The following is a 23,379-nucleotide window of genomic DNA, read 5'->3' as shown; positions in this document are numbered from 1 at the left end:
TACGCGCACCTGAAGCAATGGCGGGGCCTGGCGACCCGGTACGACAAGTACGCGATCGTCTACCGGGCCGCCGTGGTGTTGAACGCTGTGCTCGCGTGGTCCAAACGATTGTCAGACATGCCCTAGGCCTGACCCGGTCGAACGTGTCGAACCACCTCACCTGCCTGCGGGACTGCGGCATCGTCGTGGCCGAGCCCGAGGGGCGCCAGACGCGGTACGAGATCGCCGACCCCCACCTGGGGGCGGCGATGACCGCGCTGGTCGAGGTGACGCTGGCCGTCGATGAGAACGCCCCGTGCGTGGATGCCACCTGCACGGTGCCCGGCTGCTGCCCGAGCGGGACCGTGGCATGAGGGCGACCACCCACACCCCCGTCGAGGAGCTCGAGACCGACGACGAGCACGAGACCCCGTGGTGGGCTGACCGCGCCGTCCTGATCCCCATCGCCTCGGGGGTCGCGTTCGTCGCCGGGCTGGCCTGTGAGTGGTCCGGCGCCCAGAGCGCGGCGCTGGTGCTGTTCTGGGTCGGTCTGCTGCTCGGGGCCTCCACGTTCGTCCCCGGTGCGCTGCGCAAGCTCGCCACGGGCAAGCTCGGCATCGCGCTCCTCATGACGATGAGCGCCACCGGCGCGGTCATCCTCGGCCACGTGGAGGAGGCCGCGGCCCTGGCCTTCCTCTACTCCATCGCCGAGGCCTTGGAGGACCGGGCGATGGACCGGGCGCGTGCCGGGCTGCGCGCGCTGCTCAAGCTCGTGCCCCAGAGCGCCACCGTCCTCACCGACGGCCATAGCGCGAGCGTCCCGGCCCGTGACCTGGCCGCGGGGCAGGTCATGCTGATCAGGCCCGGTGAGCGCATCGCCACCGACGGCATCGTCCGCAGCGGGCACAGCAGCGTGGACACCTCGGCGATCACCGGTGAGTCCATCCCCGTCGAGGTCGGCCCCGGTGATGAGGTGTCTGCCGGGGCGATCAACGCCGCCGGAGCCCTGCAGGTCGAGGCGACCGCGCCCGGCACCGACAACTCCCTGACCACGATCGTGAGCCTGGTCGAACGCGCCCAGGCCGAGAAGGGGCAACGCGCCCGGCTGGCCGACCGCATCGCCCGTCCGCTCGTGCCCGGCGTCCTGGTCCTGGCCGTGCTGGTCGCGCTCATCGGCTCACTCGCCGGTGACCCGCAGACCTGGATCACCCGCGCCCTGGTGGTGCTCGTGGCCGCCTCCCCGTGTGCGCTGGCGATCGCGGTGCCGATCACCGTGGTCTCCGCGGTCGGCTCGGCCAGCAAGTTCGGCGTCATCATCAAGAGCGGTGCCATCTTCGAACGATTCGGGGACATCGGGCACGTCGCCTTCGACAAGACCGGGACCCTGACCCGCAACCAGCCCACCGTCACCGCCGTCGTCCCCGCCGCCGACGTCACCGAGCAACAGGTCCTGGCCTGGGCCGCCGCGCTCGAGCAGTACAGCACCCACCCCCTCGCCACCGCCATCACCCACGCCGCCCCCACAATCCCCGCCGCCCAGGGCACCACCGAGGAAGCCGGCCACGGAATCCACGGCACCGTCGACGGCGCCGTAGTGCTGGTCGGCAGCCCCCGCTGGGTCGACCCCGGCGACCTCACCTACCGGGTCCGTGACCTGGAGGCCCAGGGGATGACGGTCGTCGTCGTCCACCGCGACGGCGCGGTCGCCGGGGCGATCGGGGTGCGTGACGAGCTCCGTCCCGAGGTCCCCGAGGTCATCACGACCCTGGCGGGCCAGGGCATCGACGTCACGATGCTGACCGGAGACAACGAGCGCACCGCCCGCGCCCTCGCGGCCCAGGCCGGCATCAGCGACGTGCGCGCCGAGCTGCGCCCCGAAGGCAAGTCCGCCGCCGTGGGCGAGCTCAGCGTGCGCCGGCCCACCGCGATGATCGGTGACGGCATCAACGACGCCCCCGCCCTGGCCGCGGCCGACGTCGGGATCGCGATGGGAGCCACCGGCTCCGACGCCGCGATCGAGTCCGCCGACATCGCCTTCACCGGCCAGGACCTGCGCCTGCTGCCCCAGGCCATCGCCCACGCCCGACGCGGACGGCGCATCGTCAACCAGAACATCGTCCTGTCACTGCTCATCATCGCCGCGCTGCCACCCCTGGCCATCACCGGCGTCCTGGGCCTGGCCGCCGTCGTACTCATCCACGAAGTCGCCGAGGTCCTGGTCATCCTCAACGGCCTGCGCGCCGCACGCACCCACCAGCCCACGCGCGGACACTGACCCCCGCGGACCAACGCGGCCCCACTGACCCACCGCCGGCGGTCCGGCGCGCCCTGAAAGGCACCGATGGAACTGCTCACCCCGATCCTGCAGGCGATCGGCCTGTTCGTGGCCACGAACATCGACGACATCATCGTCCTGTCCCTCTTCTACGCCCGCGGCGCCGGCCAGCGGGGCACCACCCGCAAGATCCTGCTCGGCCAGTACCTCGGCTTCGGGGGCATCCTGCTCGCCGCCGTGGTGATCTCCCTCGGGGCCCGCAGCTTCCTGCCCGAGGACGCCCTGCCCTACTTCGGGCTCATCCCCCTCGCCCTGGGCCTCTACGCGGCATGGCGAGCGTGGCGCAACCGCGGTGACGACGACGATGACGAGGCCAAGGTCGCCGACAAGCAGGTCGGAGTCCTGACCGTGGCCGCCGTGACGTTCGCCAACGGCGGAGACAACATCGGGGCCTACGTCCCCGTCTTCGCCACCGCGTCCACCACCGCGATCATCGCCTACTGCCTCGTCTTCCTCGCCCTGGTCGGCCTCCTCGTCCTCGCAGCCAAGTACGTCGCCACCCGCCGGCCCATCGCCGAGATCCTCGAACGCTGGGAACACATCCTCTTCCCGCTGGTCCTCATCGGCCTCGGCATCGTCATCCTCCTCGAGGGCGGCGCCTTCGGCTTGTAGCTCACGCCCGCGGCGCCCGACATCACTGGAAATTCAACGACGACTGACAGAACGTCGCGGTCCTCGGGAGCAAACGCTGTTACCTCTTCTGCGGCGGGAGGGGGAGGTCTGCGGCATGAGCATTGACCGTCCCGTAAGTGGAACCCTCACCGGACACCACCGCTACTTATCGAGAGGAACGACGGCACGCCTGGCGGGCTGTCCCGTAAGACCCGTCCGGTGAACTGTCCGGTGAAGGGAGGCTATATGACACACTGGGGAGCATGTCCCCCTTGAAGGTCGGCTATGCCCGAGTCTCCACCGACGAGCAGGACCTGACCGCGCAGCGTGACGGACTCGCGGCGTTCGGCGTCGATCCCAAGCGCATCTACGTCGATCAAGGGCTCACGGGCCGCAACGCCGACCGTGAGGGCCTGCGGCAGGCGCTGGCTGCCTGTCGGGACGGCGATACGTTCGTGGTCACCAAGCTCGATCGGCTGGCGCGTTCAGTCCGTGATGCCCACCAGATCGCCGACGACCTCGCGGCGCGGGAAGTGAAGCTGAGCATCGCCGGATCGGTGTACGACCCGACCGACCCGATGGGGAAACTGTTGTTCAACGTGCTGGCGATGGTCGCCGAGTTCGAAGCCGACCTCATCCGTGCCCGCACCCGCGAGGGGATGAAGGTCGCCAAGGCCAAGGGCCGGCTGCGCGGGAAGTCACCGAAACTCACCCCCCGGCAAGAAGCTCACCTCGTCCAGCTACATGCTGCCGACGAGCACACCGTGGGCGAGCTGGCCGAGCTGTTCAGCGTGGGCCGCTCCACGGTCTACCGCGCCCTTCAGCGCGCCGAGCGCGGGCGCGAGAACGCCTTGCAGTAGGTGCGTCGTGGACGCTCGAGCGCGGTGGCGAATCCTCAGGCTCCACGTCGAGGACCAGGTGCCCCTCACGCGCTTAGCTCGCGAGACCGATGTAGGGCTGCGGACCCTGGAGCGCTGGCACGCCCGCTACCGCGCCGACGGCTACGCCGGACTGGAGACAGCCTCACGAGCGGACGCCGGCTCCCGCCGCCTTCCGCCCGACCTCGTCGACCTGATCGAGGGCCTGGCACTGAGCAAGCCGCGGCCGGCCATCGCCACGATCCATCGCAAAGTCACCGGCATCTGCGCCGCCCGGAGGTGGCCGGTCCCCTCCTACTCCGTGGTGTGGGACATCGTGCGGACCCTGGATCCCGGCATGGTCACCCTCGCCCTGGAGGGCGCAGCGTCCTACCGCGACAAGCACGAGCTGGTACTCCGCCGGCAAGCAGAGCTGCCCAACGCGATGTGGCAATCCGATCACACCATGCTCGACATCCTGGTGGTGGGCACCGACGGCAAGCCCGCACGGCCATGGCTGACAACGATCCTCGACGACTGCTCCCGGGCGGTCTGCGGCTACACAGTCTTCCTGGGCGCACCGTCGGCGATGAACACCGCCCTGGCGCTGCGCCAAGCGATCTGGCACAAGACCGACCCGGCCTGGCCGATGTGCGGCCTGCCCGACGTGCTCTACGTCGACCACGGCAGCGACTTCACCAGTGACCAGCTCGCCCACACCGCCGTCGACCTCCACATCCGACTGATCCACTCCACCGTCGCCCGACCCCAGGGACGGGGCAAGATCGAGCGGTTCTTCGGCACCATCAACACCGAGCTACTCGCCACCCTGCCCGGACACATCACCGAAGGGCACCCCTGGCCGACACCGAAACTGTCCCTGGCCGCCCTCGATAGCGCCCTGGAGGCGTTCGTGGCCACCTACAACGACCGCACGCACAGCGAGCTCGGAACCTCCCCGCGCAGCGCGTGGATCGCCGATGGCTGGCTGCCCCGAATGCCCGAGAGCCTGGAAGACCTCGACAGACTGCTGTTGACCGTCGCCAAGACCCGCGTCGTGCGCCGCGATGGCATCCGCTTCCAGGGCCTGCGCTACATCTCGCCAACTCTGGCCGGCTACGTCGGACGCTCGGTCGTGATCCGCTACGACCCCCGCGACATCACCGAGATCCGCGTCTTCGATCACGACGAATTCGTCTGCAAGGCCGTCAACCAAGAGCACCACGACCAGAAGGTCAGCCTCAAGGAGATCCAGGCCGCGCGCAACGCCCGCCGCCGGGCGCTGCGAGCCGGCATCAACGAACGCATCGCCCTCGTGGCCGCACCTACCGAGACGCCACGGATCACCGAAGCACCGGCTCCGGCGCCGAGGTCGGCGTTGAAGATCTACAAGGAGGACCTCAGGTGAGCCAGCGCTTCATCGTCACCAAGGAGCACCGCCGCTTCACCGAGTTCGCCGACGCCGTGCGCCGCGGGCACACCATCGGTTTGTGCTTCGGATCAGCCGGCGTAGGAAAGACACTCTCCGCGCGCCGCTACGCACACTACGAGAAGGCTCATGACCTGCTGACCTACTGGGGGCCGCGCTCCGACAACGACGCCAAGATCTACGCCGCCTTGAACCGGAGCCGCACCGTGCTCTACACCCCCAGCGTGCTGACCACCCCGCGGACCCTGAAGGACGAGTTGACCCAAGCCATCACCCGCACCAACATGTGCATCGAGCAGCACCTCGTACCTCCCGGCACGGCCACTCCCGAGGCCTGGGGATGGCGACACGGCAGGAACTACGTGGAGCTGATCATCGTCGACGAGGCCGAACGACTGCGTCCCGCCGCTCTGGAACTGCTGCGCGATCGCTACGACCGCGACGACATCGCCCTGATCCTGATCGGCATGCCCGGCCTGGAGAAGCAGTTCAGCCACTACCCCCAGTTCTACAGCCGAGTCGGCTTCGCCCACCAGTACCGGCCCCTGGGACAAGACGAACTGCTGTTCGTCCTCGAGCGACACTGGCGATCCCTCGGCAAGACCCTCGACCCCGACGACTTCACCGACGCCCAAGCCATCGCAGCCATCGCACGGATCACCCGCGGCAACTTCCGGCTCCTCGAACGCCTCTTCCCCCAGATCCAGCGGGTCCTGAAGATCAACGAACTCGACACCATCACCAACGACGTCATCGAAGCCGCACAGAGCACCCTGGTCATCGGTGTCACCTGACCCCGCCACGAAGCGACCGAAGAACCCCGCCATTCAGCAGACGAAGTCACAATTCGGAGTCTCATGGTGGGCGCTTGACCCCTGATCTTGGACACGCTGATTCCAACACGATGATGGGGAAGCGAGAATCCGAGGGATGGCTAGGAAGAACTACACGGACGAGTTCCGGCAGCGGGCGGTGGACTTGTACGAGTCGACGCCCGGTGCGACGTTGAATGGCATCGCGGCGGACCTCGGGATCTCCCGCGGTGCGCTGCGGGAGTGGGTCGAGAAGCACGGCTCGGGCACGACGACCGCCGGCACCATGTCGCCGCCCACGTCGGGGCGGTCGGAGTCGCAGGCGGCGAGGATCGTGCGGCTGGAGGCGGAACTGGCGGCGTCGAAGGCGGAGAAGCTGAAGCTCGAGACGGAGCGGGACATCCTCCGTCAGGCGGCGAAGTATTTCGCCGGGGAGACGAACTGGTGAACCGCTTCCAGTTCGTCGAGGACCACAAGGACGCCTACGGCGTGAAGCGGTTGTGCGAGATCGTCGAGATCGCGAGGTCGTCGTTCTACGCCTGGCTCGCGGCGGCTCCGGGACGGGCGGCGAGAGCGGCCGAAGATACAGCCCTCGCCGCACGGATCAGGGTGCTGCAGGACCCCGCCCAGGGCGGCGACCGCGCCTACGGGGCACCCCGGATCACCGCCGACCTCAACGACGGCGTCACCACCGCCGCCGAGCGGGTGAATCACAAGCGCGTCGCCCGCGTGATGCGTGAGCACCAGCTGGTGGGGATCCGGCTGCGACGCCGGGTGAAGACCACGATCCCGGACCAGTCCGGGAGGAAGTTCCCCGACCTGATCGGCCGGGACTTCTCGATCGGGGAGCCGAACCGCCGGTACGTCGGCGATATCACCTACCTCCCGATCGCAGACGGGTCGAACCTGTATCTCGCGACGTGCATCGACCTCGGCTCCCGCAAGCTCGCGGGCTGGCAGGTCGCCGACCACATGTGCACCGAACTCGTCGAGGACGCACTCCGCGCCGCGGCCCGCGACCGCGGCAGTCTCGCCGGCGCCGTGTTTCACAGCGACCACGGCAGCGTCTACGCCTCGAAGGCCTACGCGGCCCTCTGCGAGCAGCTCACCGTCGTCCAGTCCATGGGTGCGGTGGGCACGAGTGCCGACAACTCACTCGCGGAGAGTTTCAACGCCGCGCTCAAGCGGGAGCTACTCGAGGGCCGGGCCGCATTTCCAGATCAGGCCACGGCCTACCGGGCCGTGTTCCGATGGGCGAACCGCTACAACACCCGCCGACGCCACTCCACGATCGGCCAGGTGAGCCCAAATAGCTACGAGAACGCCTACGACGCCGCGAGGTCAGCTACCCTCACGGAAGCGGCATAACCGAACCGACACCGTGTCCACGATCAAGGGTCAAGGCCCGTGAGGACGCCACAAACGACCGGTTGTGCCGCATCTGCCTAGCTGCTCTGTATGTGCATCCCAATCCGTAGCGCCGTTACGGTTGCTTCCGGGCTTGTCGGGGTCGAGGACGGGGGCAGGTGGATCGACACCTGATCGTCGCGGTGGCGAGGGATCACGTGCAGGTGAACATGGGGCACGTCCTGTTCGGCTTCAACGCCGTCTGATAGGTGCAGGTTCACCGCGGGAGCCAGGGTCCTACGGATGACGCCGGCCACTCGCGTGGCGAGGGTGAACATCTCGGCGCCTTCCTCGGGTCGGAGGTCGGAGAGTGTGGGGACATGGCGCCGAGGGGTGATGAGGCAGTGACCGTCTGCGACCGGATAGAGGTCAAGGAAGACGAGCGAAAGCGCACCTTCGGTGACCACATGGGCGGGGGTGCGCCGCTCGGCGACTTCGCAGAAGGGGCAGGAGATTCCCATCGTCCGACTATAGGAGGGCCTGCACCGCCGGGAGGAGAGATGCGTGAGCTGGCGAGCCAACTGGCATGGATCTCGCCCGCAGCAAACGACCGTTCGCGGCTGCGCTTCCACGAGCGCGAGACCAGCCCCTCACACTCCGAGCGTCTCGCCCTATCTCCACTGCGCCTCTGCACTGCTATCTTCCTAGCCATGTTCACTCTCTGACGGCATCGCGCTGAACACCCCACCATCACGAGAGGAACAACTGTGGGTCTGCCCTGAGTTTGGTTGACATCTGATCTGTGGTCCCGGGAGGGGCTGCTGGAAGGATGTCCTCATGCCCGCTGCATACCCCCGAGAGTTCCGCCAGGACGTGGTCAGCATCGCCCGCAAGGGTCAGATGCCGATCGCGCAGGTCGCGAAGGACTTCGGCATCACCGAGTCCTGCCTGCGTCGCTGGCTGGCCCAGGACGATCTCGAGGCCGGGATCCGGCCCGGCGTCACCAAAGCTGAGAACGAGGAGCTGAAGGCACTCAAGCGCCGCAACCGCGAATTGGAGATGGAGAACGAGGTCCTACGCCGCGCCGCCGCGTATCTGTCGCAGGCGAACCTGAAATTGGGCCAGTCCCCAAAATGACCTATCCCGTCGTGAAGGACCTGGCCCGCGACGGGATCCCCGTGAAACTCTCCTGCCGGGTCCTCGGGTTCACCCGTCAGGCCTACTACCAGTGGCCGGCCGAACCTGTCAGCGCGCGGGAATGGTCCGACGCGCATGCCGCCAACGCCGTCCTCGACGCCCATGCCGATGACCCGGAGTTCGGATACCGGTTCCTGGCTGAGAAGCTCCGCGGCCGTGGCCTGGCCGTGTCGGACCACCAGACGTTGAAGGCCTGCCGGCTCGTGCGTGTCCGCTGCTGCCACTCGATCCGCCGCGGCTCGGGCAAGCGTCCTGGCCCTGCCACTGCTTCAGGTGTGCGTACTGGCGCTCGATCACGTTCCGGCCCTTGTAGGCGTTCGCGTCGAGGCCTACGGGTCGGCCGCCGCGGGGCGGGTCCGAGGCCGCCCTACCGGACGGGTCACACGCAGCTGTTCCAGCAGCGGCAGCAGCATGGGCGAGTCCCCTGCCTGGCCTGGGGTGATCAGGCTGACCAGCGGCATCCCGGCGCCATCGACGAGCTGATGGATCTTGGTGCTCAGCCCGCCCCGTGAGCGCCCGATTGAATCGCCCCGGGTTTGTTAGAAGCTCGTAAGTGCCGCCCCGGCAGGCGCCGGCACGGGATTCTCATGATGGTAGACGTCCTCGAATTCGACCGGAGGGACCAGCCCGATCTCGCCGTGCACACGGCGATGGTTGAACCAGTCGATGTACTCCGCGACCGCGATCTCCAGGTCCTCGATGGACGTGAATGGCCCCTTGTTCCGGATCAGCTCCGCCTTGAACAGCGAATTGAACGCCTCAGCGAGGGCATTGTCATACGAGTCCCCCGTCGAGCCGACCGAGGCGACTGCACCGGCCTCGGATAGCCGCTGGGTGTATCGCACCGCAACGTACTGGGCGGGTTCAAGTGGTCGTTGCAACACCGCTTGTCTCCAGGGAGCTTAGTTGCTCCGCGAAGACTTCTGCAGGGGTCTTCCACCCCAGGACTTTGCGGGGCCGATTGTTCAGCGTGTACGCGACCGCGGCGAGGTCGTCCGCAGACCAGCGCGACAAGTCAGTTCCCTTGGGAAAGTACTGCCGGAGCAGCCCGTTCATGTTCTCGTTCGTCGGCCGCTGCCACGGAGAGTGCGGGTCCGCGAAGAACACTCTCGTGCCCGTAGCCATCGTGAACTGAGCATGCCCAGCCAACTCTCCACCTCGGTCCCAGGTGAGCGTCTGACGCAGCTGCTGGGGAAGGCCCGTCATCGCCTTAGTCAGGGCCGCGGTCATCGCCTCGGCCCCGTACCCGCCCAGCGACGGCCCGTTCTTCACCGGCGGCTGCTCACCCCATCCCTGCAGGCGGGGCAAGTGGACCAGAAGCGTGGCCCGACTCTTCCGCTCGGCCAGAGTCCCGATCGCTGAACGCCCGGTCCCGATAATCAGGTCCCCTTCCCAGTGCCCGGGCACAGCACGATCAGCGGCCTCGGGTGGGCGCTTGCTGAACACCACATCCTCGGTGACGTGCCCCTGGGGCTTGTTCCGGGTACGCGCACGCGGCTCGCGCAGAGCCCGCCCGGTACGCAGGCACGCGACGAGCTCACGCGTGAGCGCCCCACGCCCCTGGATGAACAGCGACTGATAGATCGCTTCGTGAGAGATCCGCATGGACTCATCATCCGGGAACTCCAGGCGCAGCCGGTGGCTGATCTGCTCAGGGCTCCACGCCGTAGACCATCGCCGGTCCGCCCGGCGCGGTTTCATCTTCCGCCCCTTGAAACCGGGCCCGACTGGTCCTGGCACGGCCACGCCATCGGGGCCCAGGACCACCCCGTTCAGGCGTGCCTGGATGTAGTCATGCAGCCGCTGGTTCGTGGCCAGCTTCGCCGGCTTGGGCCGCCTGGCCGCCTCCTGAGCCTTCCACTGCGCCACCGTGGCCCGGTACTCCTTGCTCCCGGAGCGGGTGGCGCAGTTACGGCGCAGCTCGCGACTGATCGTGCCGGGATCACGTCCCAGGGCACGCCCGATCTGACGCACCCCGTGGCCCTGAGCGTGGAGGATTGCGATCTCTTCACGCTCAGCGAAGGACAGGTACCGGCCGGTGGGCTCGGCCAGGGACAGTGGGGCCATGCCGCCAGCGTGACGGAACCAGCGCGCCCCGACGGGCCAGGACACGCCCACCGCCAGCGACGCCTCGACCGTGGTGACACCGGTGGCGATCACACGCCAAAACTGACGTTGCACCTCTCGTGAGGGCTGCGGCCTTCCAGGAGAGCGCATCGGGGCCCGCAGAGCCCGATCTGCTCTCCACTGCCGACGCGCGCCCTCGGGCGCGTCACTGATCTTCCTTGCCCAGTCCTTGCTGGCCATCGCCCATACCTCCAGTGACTCCGGGGGTGTTGCGACGACCGATTGAATCCACCCTGACTGCCTCGGTCCGAGTGGTGGATCAGGCCCTGCCGGCTACGGCTGGCTCCCGTGCTCAACAGGGCGTGCTCCAGGACCAGCAGCGGCAGCCCCGCGGTGTGCAGGTTGCCCGAGACCGCCCATCCCACGACGCGCCGGGAGTAGACGTCAGTAATGAAAGCGACGTAGCAGAACCCGCCCAGGATCCTCACGTAGGTGATGTCAGCGACCCACAGCTGGTTCGGCCGCTGGGCGGTGAAGCAGCGCTCGACGAGGTCAGGACGAGCATCCGGCTCGCCTGCCGGCCTCGTGGTGATCGGCTTACGTCCGCGCCGCACCCCTTCCACGCCGGCGAGCTTCATCAGTCGGGCGACCTGGTCCCGGCCGATCTCCCACCCGGCGCGGGCCATCGCGTGGTGCATCTTTCGGACGCCGTAGACGCTGTAGTTCTCCGCGTGGATCCGGCGGAGTTCCTCCACGAGGATCTCGTCCCGCAGCGTTCTCGAAGACCTGGGTCGTGTCTTCGCGGCGCGGTAGCCGCGGGAGGTGATGAACCCACATTCCGTCGCACGGAGGGTGCGGCAGATGGCCTCGACCCCGAACTGATCGCGGTGTTCGTCGATGAACGCGATCATCTCGTCGTGGGGCGGTCGAGTTCCGCTGCGAAAAAAGCCGAGGCGGCTTTGAGGATCTCGTTCGCGCGCCGTGCCTCGGCGAGCTCGCGTTTGAGCCTGCGGATCTCCTCCGCGGGGGTCTCTGAGGCCGGTGCCTGGGCTACTTCGTGGCCGTGGCGTTGGCACCACATCCGCAAGGTCTCTTCGCTGACATCGAGCTGCGGGGCTACCGCCCGGATGGAATGTGAACGGGGCCCTCCCTGGGCGGCTTGGCGTTCCAGGACCATCCTGACCGCGCGCTCACGCAGCTCGGGGCTGAACTTCTTGGGCATGTTCCGATTCTCCTTCGTTGGGATCGGAACGAAACCCAGGGCGCTTCAGGGGCCGGAAATGGGCAACCCAGGGCAGGGGTGGTGCGGTCAGTCCCCCACCGGGGCTAGGCAGGAGGGCCCGGGAGGCCAAGTGGGACACGACAGGTGCCTTGGTCAGGGCCGAGGCGCAGGTATCGTCCACGGCCTCCAGGGCACAGACCGGCAGCCCGGGGTCGGCTGCCTCATCCCCGGCAGGCTCGGCCGGGAGCACGACCTCGGGCACCATGCCGGCCGGACCGATGGCCCCCGGCCCGAGGTGATGAACAGTTGTGGCGGCGGCCGTACCGGTGGCGGCCCAAGCCGCGCTGGTGCCCGTACCAGCGTGCATCCCGAGCAGGCCCAGGATCAACACGAGGGTGCCCAGAACGGTTCGAAGGGCGGGCCAGCCGGACAGGGGGCGGCGGGAGGAGGTCACAGCAGCGATTCGGTGGTGTTCCCGCCGTCCGTGGTGGACAGCACGGTCGAGCCGACGACCAGCAGTGCTTCGGTCTGCCCGTCGTCGGTGATGCCCGTTCCCAGGGCGGTGGCCGTGCCGACCGGGCGGTCGCTGGCGGTCCAGGTGTCGCCGGCGTCGGTGCTGGTCAGCAGGTGTCCCTCGGTGCCGGCGCCCACGGCGGTGGTGTCATCGGCCCAGGCGACCAGGTGCATCAGCTGGGGGGTGTCCAGGGTGGTCCAGGTCGCGCCGTGGTCGGTCGAGCGCAACATGCCGGTTTCGGTGGTGGCCAGCACGGTCCCGGTTTGGGGGGAGATCGCCAGCGATGCCGGGGCGACGGGGATCTCAAGGCTCTGCCAGGTGAGGCCGTCGGTGCTGGCGCGCAGTTGCCCATCGAAGCCGAGGACCCCGTTCGGGCCGGCGGCCAGGGCGTGGAAATCGGATGCGCCGCCGCGGGAGAGCACCGTCCAGCTCTGGCCCCGGTCGGTGGACTCGGCCAGGCCCAGCGGCTCGGGCAGGCCGGTGCGCGGCGCGGGGTGACCCGAGGCCAGGTAGCGGCCCTCGGGAGTCAGGGTGAAACCCATGAAGTCCACGACCGGACCGACCTGGGTCAGCTCCCCGTCCTGGAGCCGGAACAGGCCCTGGTGGGTGGCCAGCAGCACCTCACCGGACTCGGGGTCCCGGGTGAGGGCATGGACGTGGGTGATGGCCGTGCCGGTGCCCTGCGTGCCGGTGCCGGCCGCCGGGGATGTCGCGGGGTTCGGCGCGGCGCAGGCGGTGAGGGTGCCAGCGCCGAGCAGGGTCAGCCCGCCGGCGATCAGGGTTCTGCGGGTCAGGGGGGTCATGGAGCCTTTCCGCCCCGGGCCAAAAGGCGGGGCTTCTACCATTGTCGGCCGGTGACGCGCCGGGATGGGGCGGTTTGCCTTGAAGATTCGATGAAGATTCCCCGCCCCGGCACCGTTCTGAGCCGCCGGGGCGCGAGACAGAGCGAGACTGGACCCATGAACTCTGGCACTGGCACTGGGACTGACACTGGGACTGGTCCGGCGGCCGGCCGGGTGTTGGTGGTCGATGACGAGAAGCCGCTGGCGCGCATGGTGGCCACCTACCTGGAGCGGGCCGGCTACGAGGTGGCCCTCACCCACACCGGCCCGGCCGCAGTGCAGGCCGCCCGGGTTCACGAGCCCGACGTGATGGTCCTGGACCTGGGCCTGCCCGGGCTGGACGGGATCGAGGTGTGCCGGCGGGTGCGGGCCTTCTCCGAGTGCTATGTGCTGATGCTCACCGCCCGCGGCGATGAGCACCACCGGTTGGAGGGATTGGCGGTGGGGGCCGATGACTACATCACCAAACCCTTCAGCGTCCGGGAGCTGGTCGCCCGGGTGGGGGCGGTCATGCGCCGGCCGCGCACAACGGTGTCAGCCCCCGAACCGGAACGGGTCTGCGGTGACCTGGTCATCGACCTGGCCGCCCACGAGGCCCGCGTGTCGGGCCAGGTGGTGCAACTAACGCGCACGGAGTTCGACCTGCTGGCCGCCTTGTCGGGGCGCCCGCACCAGGCCTTCTCCCGGCGCCAGCTGATCGATATCGTCTGGGACCCGGCCTGGGTGGGCGATGAACGGCTCGTGGACGTGCACATCAAGAACCTGCGCCGCAAGCTCGACGCGGACCCGGCCCGCTATATCGACACCGTCCGCGGGGTCGGCTACCGGATGGCGGAGCAATGACCGGCCGGCGGCGCTACCAAGGATTAGCGGCCCGGTTCTTCCTCGCCCAGCTGCTGGTGGTGGGGGCCAGCGTGCTGGCCGCGGTGGTGGTGGCCTCCCTGGCCGGCCCACCACTGTTCCACGAGCACCTGGAACAGGCCGGGGCCGGACACGATGCAGCCCAGGTGCTGCACGTGGAGCAGGCCTACCGGGACGCCAATTTCTGGACCCTGGGCGTGGCCCTGGCCACGGCCTTGATCTGTTGTCTGGCATTGACCTGGCATGTCGCCCGCCGGATCCAGAGTCCGATCAACGCCCTGACCCAGGCGGCCAAGGCCATGGCCGGTGGACGGTACGACACCCGCGTGCCGGCCATGGGCGCCGGCACCGAGGTGGAGGAGCTGGCAGGGTCTTTCAACACCATGGCCGCACGGCTTCAGCGCACCGAGGACACCCGTCGACGGATGCTCTCGGACCTGGCCCACGAGCTGCGCACCCCCGTCTCCGTGCTGACCGTCTACCACGAGGCCCTGCAAGACGGGGTGTCCCACTGGGACGAGCCCACCGGTGAGCTGATGGGCGAGCAGCTGGCCCGGTTGACCCGGCTGGTGGAGGACATCAACGACGTCTCCCGCGCCGAGGAGGGCCGGATCGAACTGGACCGCAGCCCCCAAGGGGTCAGCGGGCTGCTGCATGCCGCGACCGAGGCCCACAAGGAGGCCTACGCCACCAAGGGCGTGGCCCTGACCATGGACGCCGATCCGGGCCTGGCCGTGGACGTGGACCGCCAGCGCATGGGCCAGGTCCTGGGCAACCTGCTCACCAACGCCCTGCGCCACACCCCGGCCGGGGGCCGGGTCACCCTCGAGGCCCGACAAAGCCCGTCCGGGGTCACGCTCAGCGTCACCGACACCGGGGAGGGGATCTCTCCCGAGCACCTGCCGCACGTCTTCGAACGCTTCTACCGCGGGGACACCGCCCGCGACCGTGACCACGGCGGCTCCGGGGTCGGCCTGGCCATCTCCCGAGCTCTCATCCAGGCCCACGGCGGCACCCTGAGCGCCACCTCCACCACGGCCGGGGCGACGTTCGCCATCGACCTGCCCACCAAGCGGCCCCCCGACCAGCCCACCTACCGGCGCACCCGTTTATCCACCGTGAACACCGGCGCTCCACCCCTTGAATGATACCCCCGGGGGGTATATACCAAGAGGAGAGGCGCCGTCCGGCGCCGCCCTCAGACCTGAAGGAGACCGTCATGACCGAATCCGCCCGCACCCCGCTGCCGGGGGCCACCAACGGCTGCTCGTGCTGCGCCCCAGCCGCCGACGCCACCGCCCCCGCCGGGCGCCAGAGTGCCGACCCAACCGGGACGAGCGCCGGCGACGCGACCTACCAGGTGGAGGGCATGACCTGCGGACACTGCGTGGGCTCCGTCACCGAGGCCGTGAGCGCCCTGGACGGGGTGGACGATGTCCGGGTCGAACTGGTCGCCGGCGGGGCCTCCCCCGTCACCGTGACCGGGCCCGCCTCCGCGGACTCCGTGCGGACGGCCATCGAAGCGGCCGGCTACCGCGTCCGGATCTAACCGACCCATCCCCTCGAGGTCGGCGCCCCACCGCTGAGCCGGTCGCCGAACAGACCGCCGAGCAGAAGGAACACCATGAGCACCCCGCACCACCACGATCACCCCACCGACCAGACCGCCGAACACCCAGACCCGAACCCCCACGCCGGCCACGCCAACCACACCGACCATGCCGCCCACCACCCCGCGGACGCGGCCACCCACGGGCAGGCCATGCCCCAGGGCCACGCCCACTCGGCCCTGGACGAGGAGCACCAGGTCCATGACCACGGCAAGCACGCCGGGCATTCCACCGCGATGTTCAAGAACCGGTTCTGGGTCTCGCTGGTGCTGTCACTCCCGGTGGTGTTCTTCAGCCACATGGTCGGACAACTGCTGGGCTACCACGTCCCTGAGTTCCCCGGTTCGGCGTGGATCGCCCCGGTGCTGGGCACCGTGATCTACCTCTACGGCGGCGCCCCCTTCCTCAAGGGCGGACTCAACGAGGTGCGCTCCCGCCAGCCGGGGATGATGCTGCTGATCGCGATGGCCATCACCGTGGCCTTCGTCGCCTCCTGGATCACCTCCCTGGGCATCGGGGACCTGATGCTGGACTTCTGGTGGGAACTGGCCCTGCTGGTGACCATCATGCTGCTCGGGCACTGGATGGAGATGCGCGCCCTCGGCGCGGCATCCTCCGCCCTGGACGCCCTGGCCGCGCTGCTGCCGGAGAAGGCCGAGAAGATCGTGGACGGAGACACCGTGACCGTGCCCGTCGGCGAGCTGGCGGTCGGGGACACCGTGTTGGTGCGCTCCGGGGCCCGCGTGCCGGCCGACGGGACCATCCTGGAAGGCGCCGCGGAGTTCGACGAGTCGATGATCACCGGCGAATCCCGGGCCGTGGCCCGCACCGTCGGGGAGCGGGTGGTGGCCGGGACCGTGGCCACCGACAACACCGTGCGGGTGCGCATCGAGGCCGTCGGCGCCGACACCGCTCTGGCCGGGATCCAGCGGATGGTCGCCGACGCCCAGGAGTCCTCCTCCCGGGCCCAGGCGTTGGCGGACCGGGCCGCCGCGTTGCTGTTCTGGTTCGCCCTGGGGGCGGCGATCATCACCGCGATCGTGTGGACCGTGATCGGTCAGCCCACCGATGCGGTCACCCGCACCGTGACCGTGCTGGTGATCGCCTGCCCGCACGCCCTGGGCCTGGCCATCCCGCTGGTGATCGCGATCTCCACCGAACGCGCCGCCAAGGCCGGGCTGCTGATCAAGGACCGGATGGCCCTGGAGAAGATGCGGACCATCGACGTGGTGCTCTTTGACAAGACCGGCACCCTGACCGAGGGCGCCCACGCCGTCACCGGTGTCGCCGCGGCGCCCGGCATTTCCGAGGCCGAGCTGTTGGCCTACGCCGCCGCGGCCGAGGCCGACAGCGAGCACCCGGTGGCCCGGGCCATCGTCACCGCCGCCACCAGTCATGCCGAGGCCGCCCGGTTGGGCCTGCGCGGCACCGGATTCCAGGCCGCCACCGGCCGCGGGGTCACGGCCACCGTGGCCGGGGCCGAGGTCCTCGTCGGCGGGCCGAACATGCTGCGCGAGCTCACCCTGGACACCCCCGAGGCACTGGCCGCCGATGTCCGGGCCTGGACGGATCGGGGGGCCGGGGTGCTGCATGTGGTCCGCGACGGGTCCGTTATCGGCGCGGTCGCCGTGGAGGACAAGATCCGCCCCGAGTCCCGGGCCTCCGTGGCCGCCCTGCACGCCCGGGGGGTCAAGGTCGCGATGATCACCGGCGACGCCCGCCAGGTCGCCGAGGCCGTGGCGCGGGATCTGGGCATCGACGAGGTCTTCGCCGAGGTCCTTCCCCAGGACAAGGACACCAAGGTCACCGAACTGCAGGCCCGGGGCCTGTCCGTGGCCATGGTCGGGGACGGCGTGAACGACGCCCCGGCCCTGGCCCGGGCCGAGGTCGGCATCGCCATCGGCGCCGGCACCGACGTGGCCATGGAATCGGCCGGCGTGGTGCTGGCCGGCAATGACCCCCGTGCCGTGCTATCCATGATCCACCTGTCCAAGGCCAGTTACACCAAGATGATCCAGAACCTGGTCTGGGCCACCGGATACAACGTGCTCGCCGTCCCGCTGGCCGCCGGCGTGCTGGCCCCGATCGGCTTCGTGCTCTCCCCCGCGGTGGGCGCGATCCTGATGTCCGTCTCCACCATCGTGGTGGCCCTCAACGCCCAGCTGCTGCGCCGCACCGACCTGGACCCGGAGCACCTGGCTCCTCTCGAGCACCCCCGGTCGCAGGCTGCCCTTCAGCCGGCTGCGGTTTCCTGATCTCGCCCCTTGGCGTGAACCCTGATGTGAACCCTCAACCCACCATGAAAGGACCCACCATGAAACACACCATGACGCTGACCGCCCTGACCCTGGCCTCCGCCCTGACCTTGACCGCCTGCGGCACCGGGGCCCAGGACGAGAACGCCGGCGCTGAGGCCTCGGCCACCGCGACCGGCTCCGCCCCCGCCGCCACCCCTGCGGCCACGGACACCGCGACACCGTCCGCCACGGAATCGGCTACTAGCTCGGCCACCGGTTCGGCCGAGGAGGTCTCCGCTGAGCACAATGACGCGGACGTGATGTTCGCTCAGATGATGATCCCGCATCACCAGCAGGCGGTGGAGATGAGCGAGATGCTGCTGGCCAAGGATGAGATCCCGGCCGAGGTGGCCGAGTTCGCCCAGAAGGTCATCGACGCCCAGGGCCCGGAGATCGAGCGCATGAACGCCATGCTCACCGCCTGGGGTGAAGACCCCGTGGACATGGGAGACATGGGCGGTATGGAGGGCATGGACCACGGCGGGATGTCCGGGATGATGTCCGAGGAGGACATGGCCGCCCTGGAGCAGGCCCAGGGCACCGAGGCCGCCCGGTTGTACCTGGAGCAGATGACCGCCCACCACCAGGGCGCCATCGAGATGGCCCAGGACGAGGTCGAGGGCGGGCAGACCCCGCAGGCCGTGGCCCTGGCCGAAAAGGTCGTCGCGGACCAGCAGGCCGAGATCACCGAGATGGAACAGATGCTTCAGGAGCTGCCCGCGACCTGACCGGCATCGCCGCACCACAATCCCAAGGAGGGCCCGTTCGGTGGACGGGCCGTCCTTGGAGGTGTGGTGCCGTCAGCGGATGATGGGCCGCCCTGGGTGAGGCCGGCCCCTGCTTCTTCGGCAGGAGGGCCATCCCTTAGGGCGGGTCTGCCGTGAGTTTGGTTGACACGAGTTATCAGGCGGCGGCATCCGCCTGGACTGATTGAACCATCTCGAACTCGACGGGGGTGAGTCTCCCGAGACGGGCCTGCCTACGACGCCGGTGATAGGTCCGCTCGATCCAGCTCACGATCGAGAGCCGGAGCTGGTCGAAGGACTGCCAGCGACGCCGGTCCAGCACGTTCTTCTGCAACAGCGCGAAGAAGGATTCCATCGCCGCGTTGTCCCCAGCAGCACCGACCCGGCCCATCGACCCGACCAAGCCGTTGACCCGCAGCGTCTCCACGAATCGCCTGGATCGAAATTGCGACCCACGATCCGAATGCACACGGCAACCCTGCACCTCGGCCTTGCCTCCACGCCGGGCCAGAGCCATCTGCAGGGCGTCCACAGCCAGCTGCGAGCTCATCCGCCGATCGATCGAGTAGCCCACGATCCGGTTCGAGAACACGTCCTTGACCGCGCAGAGATAGAGCTTGGAATCCCCGGCCCAATGCTCTGAGATGTCCGTGAGCCACAACTGGTTCGGCTTCTCAGCGCGGAACTCACGACGAACCAGATCATCATCAACGGCAGGGCCAGGACCCTTGCCCGAGCCGCGGCGGATCCAGTGGCAGCAGCGGACACGCACGAGCCGGCAGGCCTTCAACGTCTGGTGGTCCGACACGGCCAGGCCACGGCCGCGGAGCTTCTCAGCCAGGAACCGGTATCCGAACTCCGGGTCATCGGCATGGGCGTCGAGGACGGCGTTGGCGGCATGCGCGTCGGACCATTCCCGCGCGCTGACAGGTTCGGCCGGCCACTGGTAGTAGGCCTGACGGGTGAACCCGAGGACCCGGCAGGAGAGTTTCACGGGGATCCCGTCGCGGGCCAGGTCCTTCACGACGGGATAGGTCATTTCGGGGACTGGCCCAATTTCAGGTTCGCCTGCGACAGATACGCGGCGGCGCGGCGTAAGACCTCGTTCTCCATCTCCAATTCACGGTTGCGGCGCTTGAGAGCCTTCAGCTCCTCGTTCTCAGCTTTGGTGACGCCGGGCCGGATCCCGGCCTCGACATCGTCTTGGGCCAGCCAGCGACGCAGGCAGGACTCGGTGATGCCGAAGTCCTTCGCGACCTGCGCGATCGGCATCTGGCCCTTGCGGGCGATGCTGACCACGTCCTGGCGGAACTCTCGGGGGTATGCAGCGGGCATGAGGCCATCCTTCCAGCAGCCCCTCCCGGGACCACAGATCAGATGTCAACCAAACTCACGGCAGACCCTCGCCGCGAGTCAAAGGTGAGCACATCCAGCGCGAGCCGAGCGCGACAGACAAGACCGTTTCGGGCCGAGGCGACACTGTGGTTCCAGCACGACGGGGCCACGGGGGCGGAGGTGGCCCTCGACGAGTCGTGGGGGTCGGGGGAGGATGGTCCGATGGAAGCGAGCACACAGGCACTGCTGGCCGGTCCGCGGGGGCGGCGTCTCTGCCTCGAAGCGGCGAGGGCGCTCAGCCCGCGGGTCGCGGACCTGGTGTTCTGGCTCGGGCATGAGCTGGACCCGGATCGGGGCGGCGCCCGTCTCGTGTGGGCTGTCCACGAGGGCCGCCGCGTCCCGGTCTCGCCTCCGACGGTATCCCCGGACGAGGTGGCAGGGGCCCTGACCGGTCTCGACCTCTCGGGCCTCTCGGACGACGTGGTCCAGTCGGCTCTGGTCAGCGCCGTGGAATCAGCCAGGTACTGGCAGGAGCCCGACGGGGAGGACGTGCTGGCTGGGCAGTCGGTCATCCGCGCCGCCCTGGCACCCGTGGCCGCCGCCGTCGTGGCCTCACCCGCGTCCCGGCCCTGGGGACGTCCACGCCAGCCGGTGCAGTGGGTCGCCGACTGGCGGGATTTCGAGGATCCGACCCGGCTGACCCGTCACCCGGGTCGCGTCCTGTCGGAATGGGCCCAGGAGGAGCGGTTGCAGGAGGCTCGCGCCACCGTCGAACGCCCGGCCGACCCCACGGCGAACTGGTCCGGGAGCTGGTGGTCGACCCCTCAGGGAGTCACTGCCGGCTTCGGGCAGATCCCCGCGGGGTTGGACCTCGTCGAGGACGCTCTCGGCGCGGAGGCGGCCACGGTGATCCCGGTGCAGGGGGCGGGGAGGACGTATGAGATCCACGCCCCCGGTGCCTGGGTGCGGCTGTGCCGGGAGTTCCCTCTGGAGGTGAGTGCCTCACGGCGGCACGACTGGTACCGGGTGACGGGCCGGTCCGGCCGTTGGGTCATACCGGACTGGGAGCAGGTCGCCTCGGAGTGGGACGCGGTGCATCTGACCACCATGGGCTATCTCAGCTCAGCCACCCGGGCGCTGTCCGTAGACGCTGATGCGGCCACGGTCCTCGCCGGGTGGGGCCCGGACACCACCGTATGGCTCACCGACACGGTGCGCGAGTCGGACGAGCCCAGGCAAAGCTGGCACCGTGGGCCCGGCGGCGGATGGATCCGCTGCGCGACTGCCGCTGATATCGGCTCCGCGGGACCGGCACGGGCGGATGACCGTACTCAGAAGGGGGAGAGGTGAGCACCCGCAGGCCGTCCTCTTCCGGCCAGATGCCCTCTAGGGAGGCGGTGTGCAGGCTTGTCGTCGAGCTGGAGCGGCGGCACTTCAGCCGAAACCGCTGTGCGTGGCTCCTGGATGCTGACGTGATCGCGGGGGTCCTCACGGTGGTGCCCTGGCAGGGGTGGCCGCCACCGGCGGACCCGGGACGGGTGATCGGGCAGCGGACGGACCTGAGCCGACTGCTTACGAGATGCCCGGGCGATCTTGAGGCGGTGCTCATGGACGTGTTGCGAGGCCAGGTCCATGAGTCGAGCGCGCCGGGCAGGACGGCGTCCGGCGCAGAGCCGGCGTGGCTGCTGGAGCGATAACCGGGAGCCACCTGGTACGGGTGAACGCTCGGCGCCGCACGCAGGGCGCCTGGGGTCGGCGGCGAGGGCGCTCGGGATGCCCACGCGCTCCGTCTCGATGCCCAGCGTCATGGCGCGAAGCGGCTCGGCCAGAAATGACCGACTTCCCCCTACCGAACGGGTCGGAATCCGAGCCGCCGATAGATCCCCATGGCCGCTTCGGAGGTGCCTTCGCCGAAGCGCAGGCTGAGGGCGGGGTCGCCGGCGGCGGAGCAGGCGTCGACGGCGTGCTGTACCAGGGCGCGCCCGACCCCCTTCCCGCGCGCGGCGGGATCGGTGAAGAGGTCGATGATGAACGGCCCCGCGAGGTCCGCGTCCCAGATCGAGTGCGTGACGACCATGACCGCCCCGGCCCGGCGGCCCTCCACCCACGCTGAGGCGCTCGCGTCGGCGCGCAGCTCCCCGTAGTCGCCGCGTAAGGTCGCGTCCATCTCCTCGCGCGCCTCGGCCAGGTCGGAGGCGGCGACGCCCGGTGGGTAGCTGGCGAAGTAGCACCGGGCCAGCTCGTCAGCCGTTTCGACCTCCAGGCCTCGCAGCTCGAGGCCGCGGGGCACGTGCTCGCCAGGCCGCGCCGGCGTGCCACGGCGGCCGAGGCCGCGTGGTCGGGGTGGATGTCGGCCACGACCTCGGTAACCCCGCGCCGGGCGAGCTCGTCGAGCAGCAGGCGTGCCGCGGCGGTCGCATGGCCCCGGCCCTGCCAGGGGACGCCGATCACCCACGCGATCTCGGCGGGCCCGCCCGAGACGGGCACGGTGGCCTGCACGTAGCCGACGGCTTCCCCGGTGTCGTCGAGTACCACCAGGTGGTTGAGCCACGTCTTGCTGCGGTCGTCGGAGTGGCCGCGGGCCTGGACGGCGTACTGGCGGGAGAGGCCCTCCCGGGCGGGAGGCTCGCCGCCCGTGAACGTGTACAGGGCCGGATCCGAGAGGACGACGACCATCTCGTCGGCGTCGTCCGGGCGGAGGGGGCGCAGGTGGATCGGGGGAGTCATGGGCCCCATGGCAACGGTGATCGAGGGAGGCGACCGGCCCTGGCTGTGCGTGCTCGCCGGACGCGCCGGGACGGGCAAGACCACGCTGGCCCAGGCGCTCGCGCGGGCGACAGGCGCCTGCTGTCTGCGGGTGGACGCCGTCGAGACCGCACTGGGACGGGTCCAGGACCACGTGGGCGCTGCGGGCTACGCCGTCGTGCACGAGCTCGCGGTCTCCAACCTGCTGCTGGGCCACGACGTCGTCGTCGACGCCGTCCATCCCGTCCCCGCCTCCCGGGCTGGCTGGGCGGGGACCGCGCCGCGGGCGGGCGCGCGGCTGGTGGTCCTGGAGACGGTCCTGCCGGACGAACGGGAGCATCGCCGCCGGGTCGAGACGCGCGCGGCCGACATCCCCGGACACCGGGTCCCGACCTGGGATGACGTCCAGGCGGACGGCTGGGTGGCGCGGGACGTCGACCGCGACGGTCCCCGGACCGTGATCGACACGACCACCCACGCGGCCGCGCTGCGCGACGCGCTGGCGGCCCTGCCCCGCCGGTGACGCGCGCCCTCGCCGTCGGCGGCCCGGGCGGCGTCCTGAGGGGGACCGC

Annotated in this window: 22 protein-coding genes, 4 pseudogenes and 1 other annotated feature; of the genes and pseudogenes, 16 read left to right on the top strand and 10 right to left on the bottom strand. The window is 69.6% G+C overall.

The genetic code is table 11. The features are described from left to right. From NJC10_RS09935 to NJC10_RS09900, 8 genes and pseudogenes are all read left to right on the top strand, one after another. Nucleotides 1–126 (top strand): annotated as a pseudogene (locus NJC10_RS09935) (IS5/IS1182 family transposase); the annotation flags it as partial. Beyond that, a pseudogene (locus NJC10_RS09930) lies at nt 123–353 on the top strand (ArsR/SmtB family transcription factor); the annotation flags it as partial. The pseudogenes NJC10_RS09935 and NJC10_RS09930, both read left to right, overlap by 4 nt. Further along, entirely contained in the window at nt 350–2,254 is a 1,905-nt protein-coding gene (locus NJC10_RS09925; protein ID WP_319076297.1) for a cation-translocating P-type ATPase, read from the top strand. The pseudogene NJC10_RS09930 and the gene NJC10_RS09925, both read left to right, overlap by 4 nt. A 66-nt stretch (nt 2,255–2,320) precedes the next feature. After that, a complete protein-coding gene (locus tag NJC10_RS09920; RefSeq protein ID WP_319076296.1) occupies nt 2,321–2,926 on the top strand; it encodes a cadmium resistance transporter in 606 nt (201 codons plus the stop codon). Between the two features lie 263 nt (nt 2,927–3,189). Then, nucleotides 3,190–3,786 carry a recombinase family protein gene (locus NJC10_RS09915; protein ID WP_319076295.1) on the top strand — a complete coding sequence of 199 codons (597 nt, stop codon included), beginning with the start codon at nt 3,190–3,192 and terminating at the stop codon, nt 3,784–3,786. Nucleotides 3,787–3,793: 7 nt separating this feature from the next. After that, complete coding sequence (locus NJC10_RS09910; RefSeq protein ID WP_319076293.1) at nt 3,794–5,191, top strand: Mu transposase C-terminal domain-containing protein; 1,398 nt, start codon at nt 3,794–3,796, stop codon at nt 5,189–5,191. Beyond that, the gene (locus NJC10_RS09905; RefSeq protein ID WP_037161208.1) at nt 5,188–6,006 is read left to right on the top strand and encodes an AAA family ATPase; all 819 of its coding nucleotides are present in this window, start codon (nt 5,188–5,190) and stop codon (nt 6,004–6,006) included. The genes NJC10_RS09910 and NJC10_RS09905 overlap by 4 nt, the downstream gene beginning before the upstream one ends. A gap of 136 nt (nt 6,007–6,142) precedes the next feature. Continuing rightward, a protein-coding gene (locus NJC10_RS09900; protein WP_319076291.1) for an IS3 family transposase occupies nt 6,143–7,392 on the top strand; the annotation gives its coding sequence in 2 pieces (ribosomal slippage) (nt 6,143–6,452 and nt 6,452–7,392; 1,251 coding nt in all). Nucleotides 7,393–7,469: 77 nt separating this feature from the next. Here NJC10_RS09900 and NJC10_RS09895 read toward each other — a convergent pair. Further along, the gene (locus NJC10_RS09895) at nt 7,470–7,892 is read right to left on the bottom strand and encodes an HIT family protein (protein ID WP_319076290.1); all 423 of its coding nucleotides are present in this window, start codon (nt 7,890–7,892) and stop codon (nt 7,470–7,472) included. 316 nt (nt 7,893–8,208) lie between these two features. Between NJC10_RS09895 and NJC10_RS09890 the strand changes: the two genes are divergently transcribed. Further along, a complete protein-coding gene (locus NJC10_RS09890; protein WP_319076288.1) occupies nt 8,209–8,508 on the top strand; it encodes a transposase in 300 nt (99 codons plus the stop codon). A 315-nt stretch (nt 8,509–8,823) separates the two neighbouring features. Here the strand turns inward: NJC10_RS09890 and NJC10_RS11270 are convergent. From NJC10_RS11270 to NJC10_RS09860, 6 genes and pseudogenes are all read right to left on the bottom strand, one after another. Beyond that, nucleotides 8,824–9,089, bottom strand: a pseudogene (locus NJC10_RS11270) (IS5/IS1182 family transposase); the annotation flags it as partial. Between the two features lie 18 nt (nt 9,090–9,107). Next, entirely contained in the window at nt 9,108–9,413 is a 306-nt protein-coding gene (locus NJC10_RS09880) for an integrase core domain-containing protein (protein WP_319076287.1), read from the bottom strand. 19 nt (nt 9,414–9,432) lie between these two features. Then, entirely contained in the window at nt 9,433–10,635 is a 1,203-nt protein-coding gene (locus tag NJC10_RS09875; RefSeq protein ID WP_319076307.1) for an IS30 family transposase, read from the bottom strand. Nucleotides 10,636–10,724: 89 nt separating this feature from the next. Continuing rightward, on the bottom strand, nt 10,725–11,546 hold the full coding sequence (locus NJC10_RS09870) for an IS3 family transposase (RefSeq protein ID WP_319076284.1): 822 nt from the start codon (nt 11,544–11,546) through the stop codon (nt 10,725–10,727). Continuing rightward, nucleotides 11,482–11,585, bottom strand: a sequence feature (AL1L pseudoknot). (Overlaps the previous gene by 65 nt.) After that, the gene (locus NJC10_RS09865) at nt 11,543–11,857 is read right to left on the bottom strand and encodes a transposase (RefSeq protein WP_319076283.1); all 315 of its coding nucleotides are present in this window, start codon (nt 11,855–11,857) and stop codon (nt 11,543–11,545) included. It overlaps the preceding feature by 43 nt. Before NJC10_RS09865 ends, NJC10_RS09870 begins: the two co-directional genes overlap by 4 nt. A 450-nt stretch (nt 11,858–12,307) precedes the next feature. Further along, nucleotides 12,308–13,174: a F510_1955 family glycosylhydrolase gene (locus NJC10_RS09860; RefSeq protein WP_298713843.1), complete on the bottom strand. Its 867-nt coding sequence runs from the start codon at nt 13,172–13,174 to the stop codon at nt 12,308–12,310. Between the two features lie 156 nt (nt 13,175–13,330). Between NJC10_RS09860 and NJC10_RS09855 the strand changes: the two genes are divergently transcribed. The 5 genes from NJC10_RS09855 to NJC10_RS09835 all read left to right on the top strand — a co-directional run bounded on the left by NJC10_RS09855 (nt 13,331) and on the right by NJC10_RS09835 (nt 18,709). Then, nucleotides 13,331–14,056 (top strand): response regulator transcription factor, encoded by a 726-nt coding sequence (locus NJC10_RS09855; RefSeq protein WP_017488138.1) that lies wholly within the window; start codon nt 13,331–13,333, stop codon nt 14,054–14,056. Then, nucleotides 14,053–15,222, top strand: coding sequence for a HAMP domain-containing sensor histidine kinase (locus NJC10_RS09850; protein ID WP_319076279.1), 1,170 nt, complete (start codon nt 14,053–14,055; stop codon nt 15,220–15,222). Before NJC10_RS09855 ends, NJC10_RS09850 begins: the two co-directional genes overlap by 4 nt. Nucleotides 15,223–15,293: 71 nt before the next feature. Further along, nucleotides 15,294–15,623, top strand: coding sequence for a heavy-metal-associated domain-containing protein (locus NJC10_RS09845; RefSeq protein ID WP_012801982.1), 330 nt, complete (start codon nt 15,294–15,296; stop codon nt 15,621–15,623). Between the two features lie 75 nt (nt 15,624–15,698). Further along, complete coding sequence (locus NJC10_RS09840) at nt 15,699–17,939, top strand: copper-translocating P-type ATPase (protein ID WP_413466427.1); 2,241 nt, start codon at nt 15,699–15,701, stop codon at nt 17,937–17,939. 59 nt (nt 17,940–17,998) lie between these two features. Then, nucleotides 17,999–18,709 carry a DUF305 domain-containing protein gene (locus NJC10_RS09835; protein WP_319076275.1) on the top strand — a complete coding sequence of 237 codons (711 nt, stop codon included), beginning with the start codon at nt 17,999–18,001 and terminating at the stop codon, nt 18,707–18,709. Nucleotides 18,710–18,884: 175 nt separating this feature from the next. Here NJC10_RS09835 and NJC10_RS09830 read toward each other — a convergent pair. After that, nucleotides 18,885–20,062 (bottom strand): IS3 family transposase gene (locus tag NJC10_RS09830; RefSeq protein ID WP_413466426.1). Its coding sequence is split into 2 segments (ribosomal slippage): nt 18,885–19,799 and nt 19,802–20,062, totalling 1,176 coding nucleotides; the frame shifts between segments, so codons are not numbered across the junction. A 222-nt stretch (nt 20,063–20,284) separates the two neighbouring features. On the opposite strand from NJC10_RS09830, the gene NJC10_RS09825 reads away from it, so the two are divergent. Beyond that, the gene (locus NJC10_RS09825) at nt 20,285–21,412 is read left to right on the top strand and encodes a hypothetical protein (RefSeq protein ID WP_319076274.1); all 1,128 of its coding nucleotides are present in this window, start codon (nt 20,285–20,287) and stop codon (nt 21,410–21,412) included. A gap of 496 nt (nt 21,413–21,908) precedes the next feature. Here NJC10_RS09825 and NJC10_RS09820 read toward each other — a convergent pair whose 3' ends face one another. Together NJC10_RS09820 and NJC10_RS11265 are read right to left on the bottom strand one after the other, a co-directional pair. Continuing rightward, complete coding sequence (locus NJC10_RS09820; protein WP_319076273.1) at nt 21,909–22,352, bottom strand: GNAT family N-acetyltransferase; 444 nt, start codon at nt 22,350–22,352, stop codon at nt 21,909–21,911. Nucleotides 22,353–22,372: 20 nt separating this feature from the next. Then, a pseudogene (locus NJC10_RS11265) lies at nt 22,373–22,789 on the bottom strand (GNAT family N-acetyltransferase); the annotation flags it as partial. A 7-nt stretch (nt 22,790–22,796) separates the two neighbouring features. Here NJC10_RS11265 and NJC10_RS09815 point away from each other — a divergent pair. Continuing rightward, complete coding sequence (locus NJC10_RS09815) at nt 22,797–23,330, top strand: AAA family ATPase (RefSeq protein ID WP_319076271.1); 534 nt, start codon at nt 22,797–22,799, stop codon at nt 23,328–23,330. The last annotated feature ends 49 nt before the right edge of the window (nt 23,331–23,379 follow it).

The organism is Micrococcus sp. M4NT, from assembly GCF_033790745.1.
Taxonomy (GTDB): domain Bacteria; phylum Actinomycetota; class Actinomycetes; order Actinomycetales; family Micrococcaceae; genus Micrococcus.
This window is presented reverse-complemented; position numbering and strand designations above follow the sequence as displayed.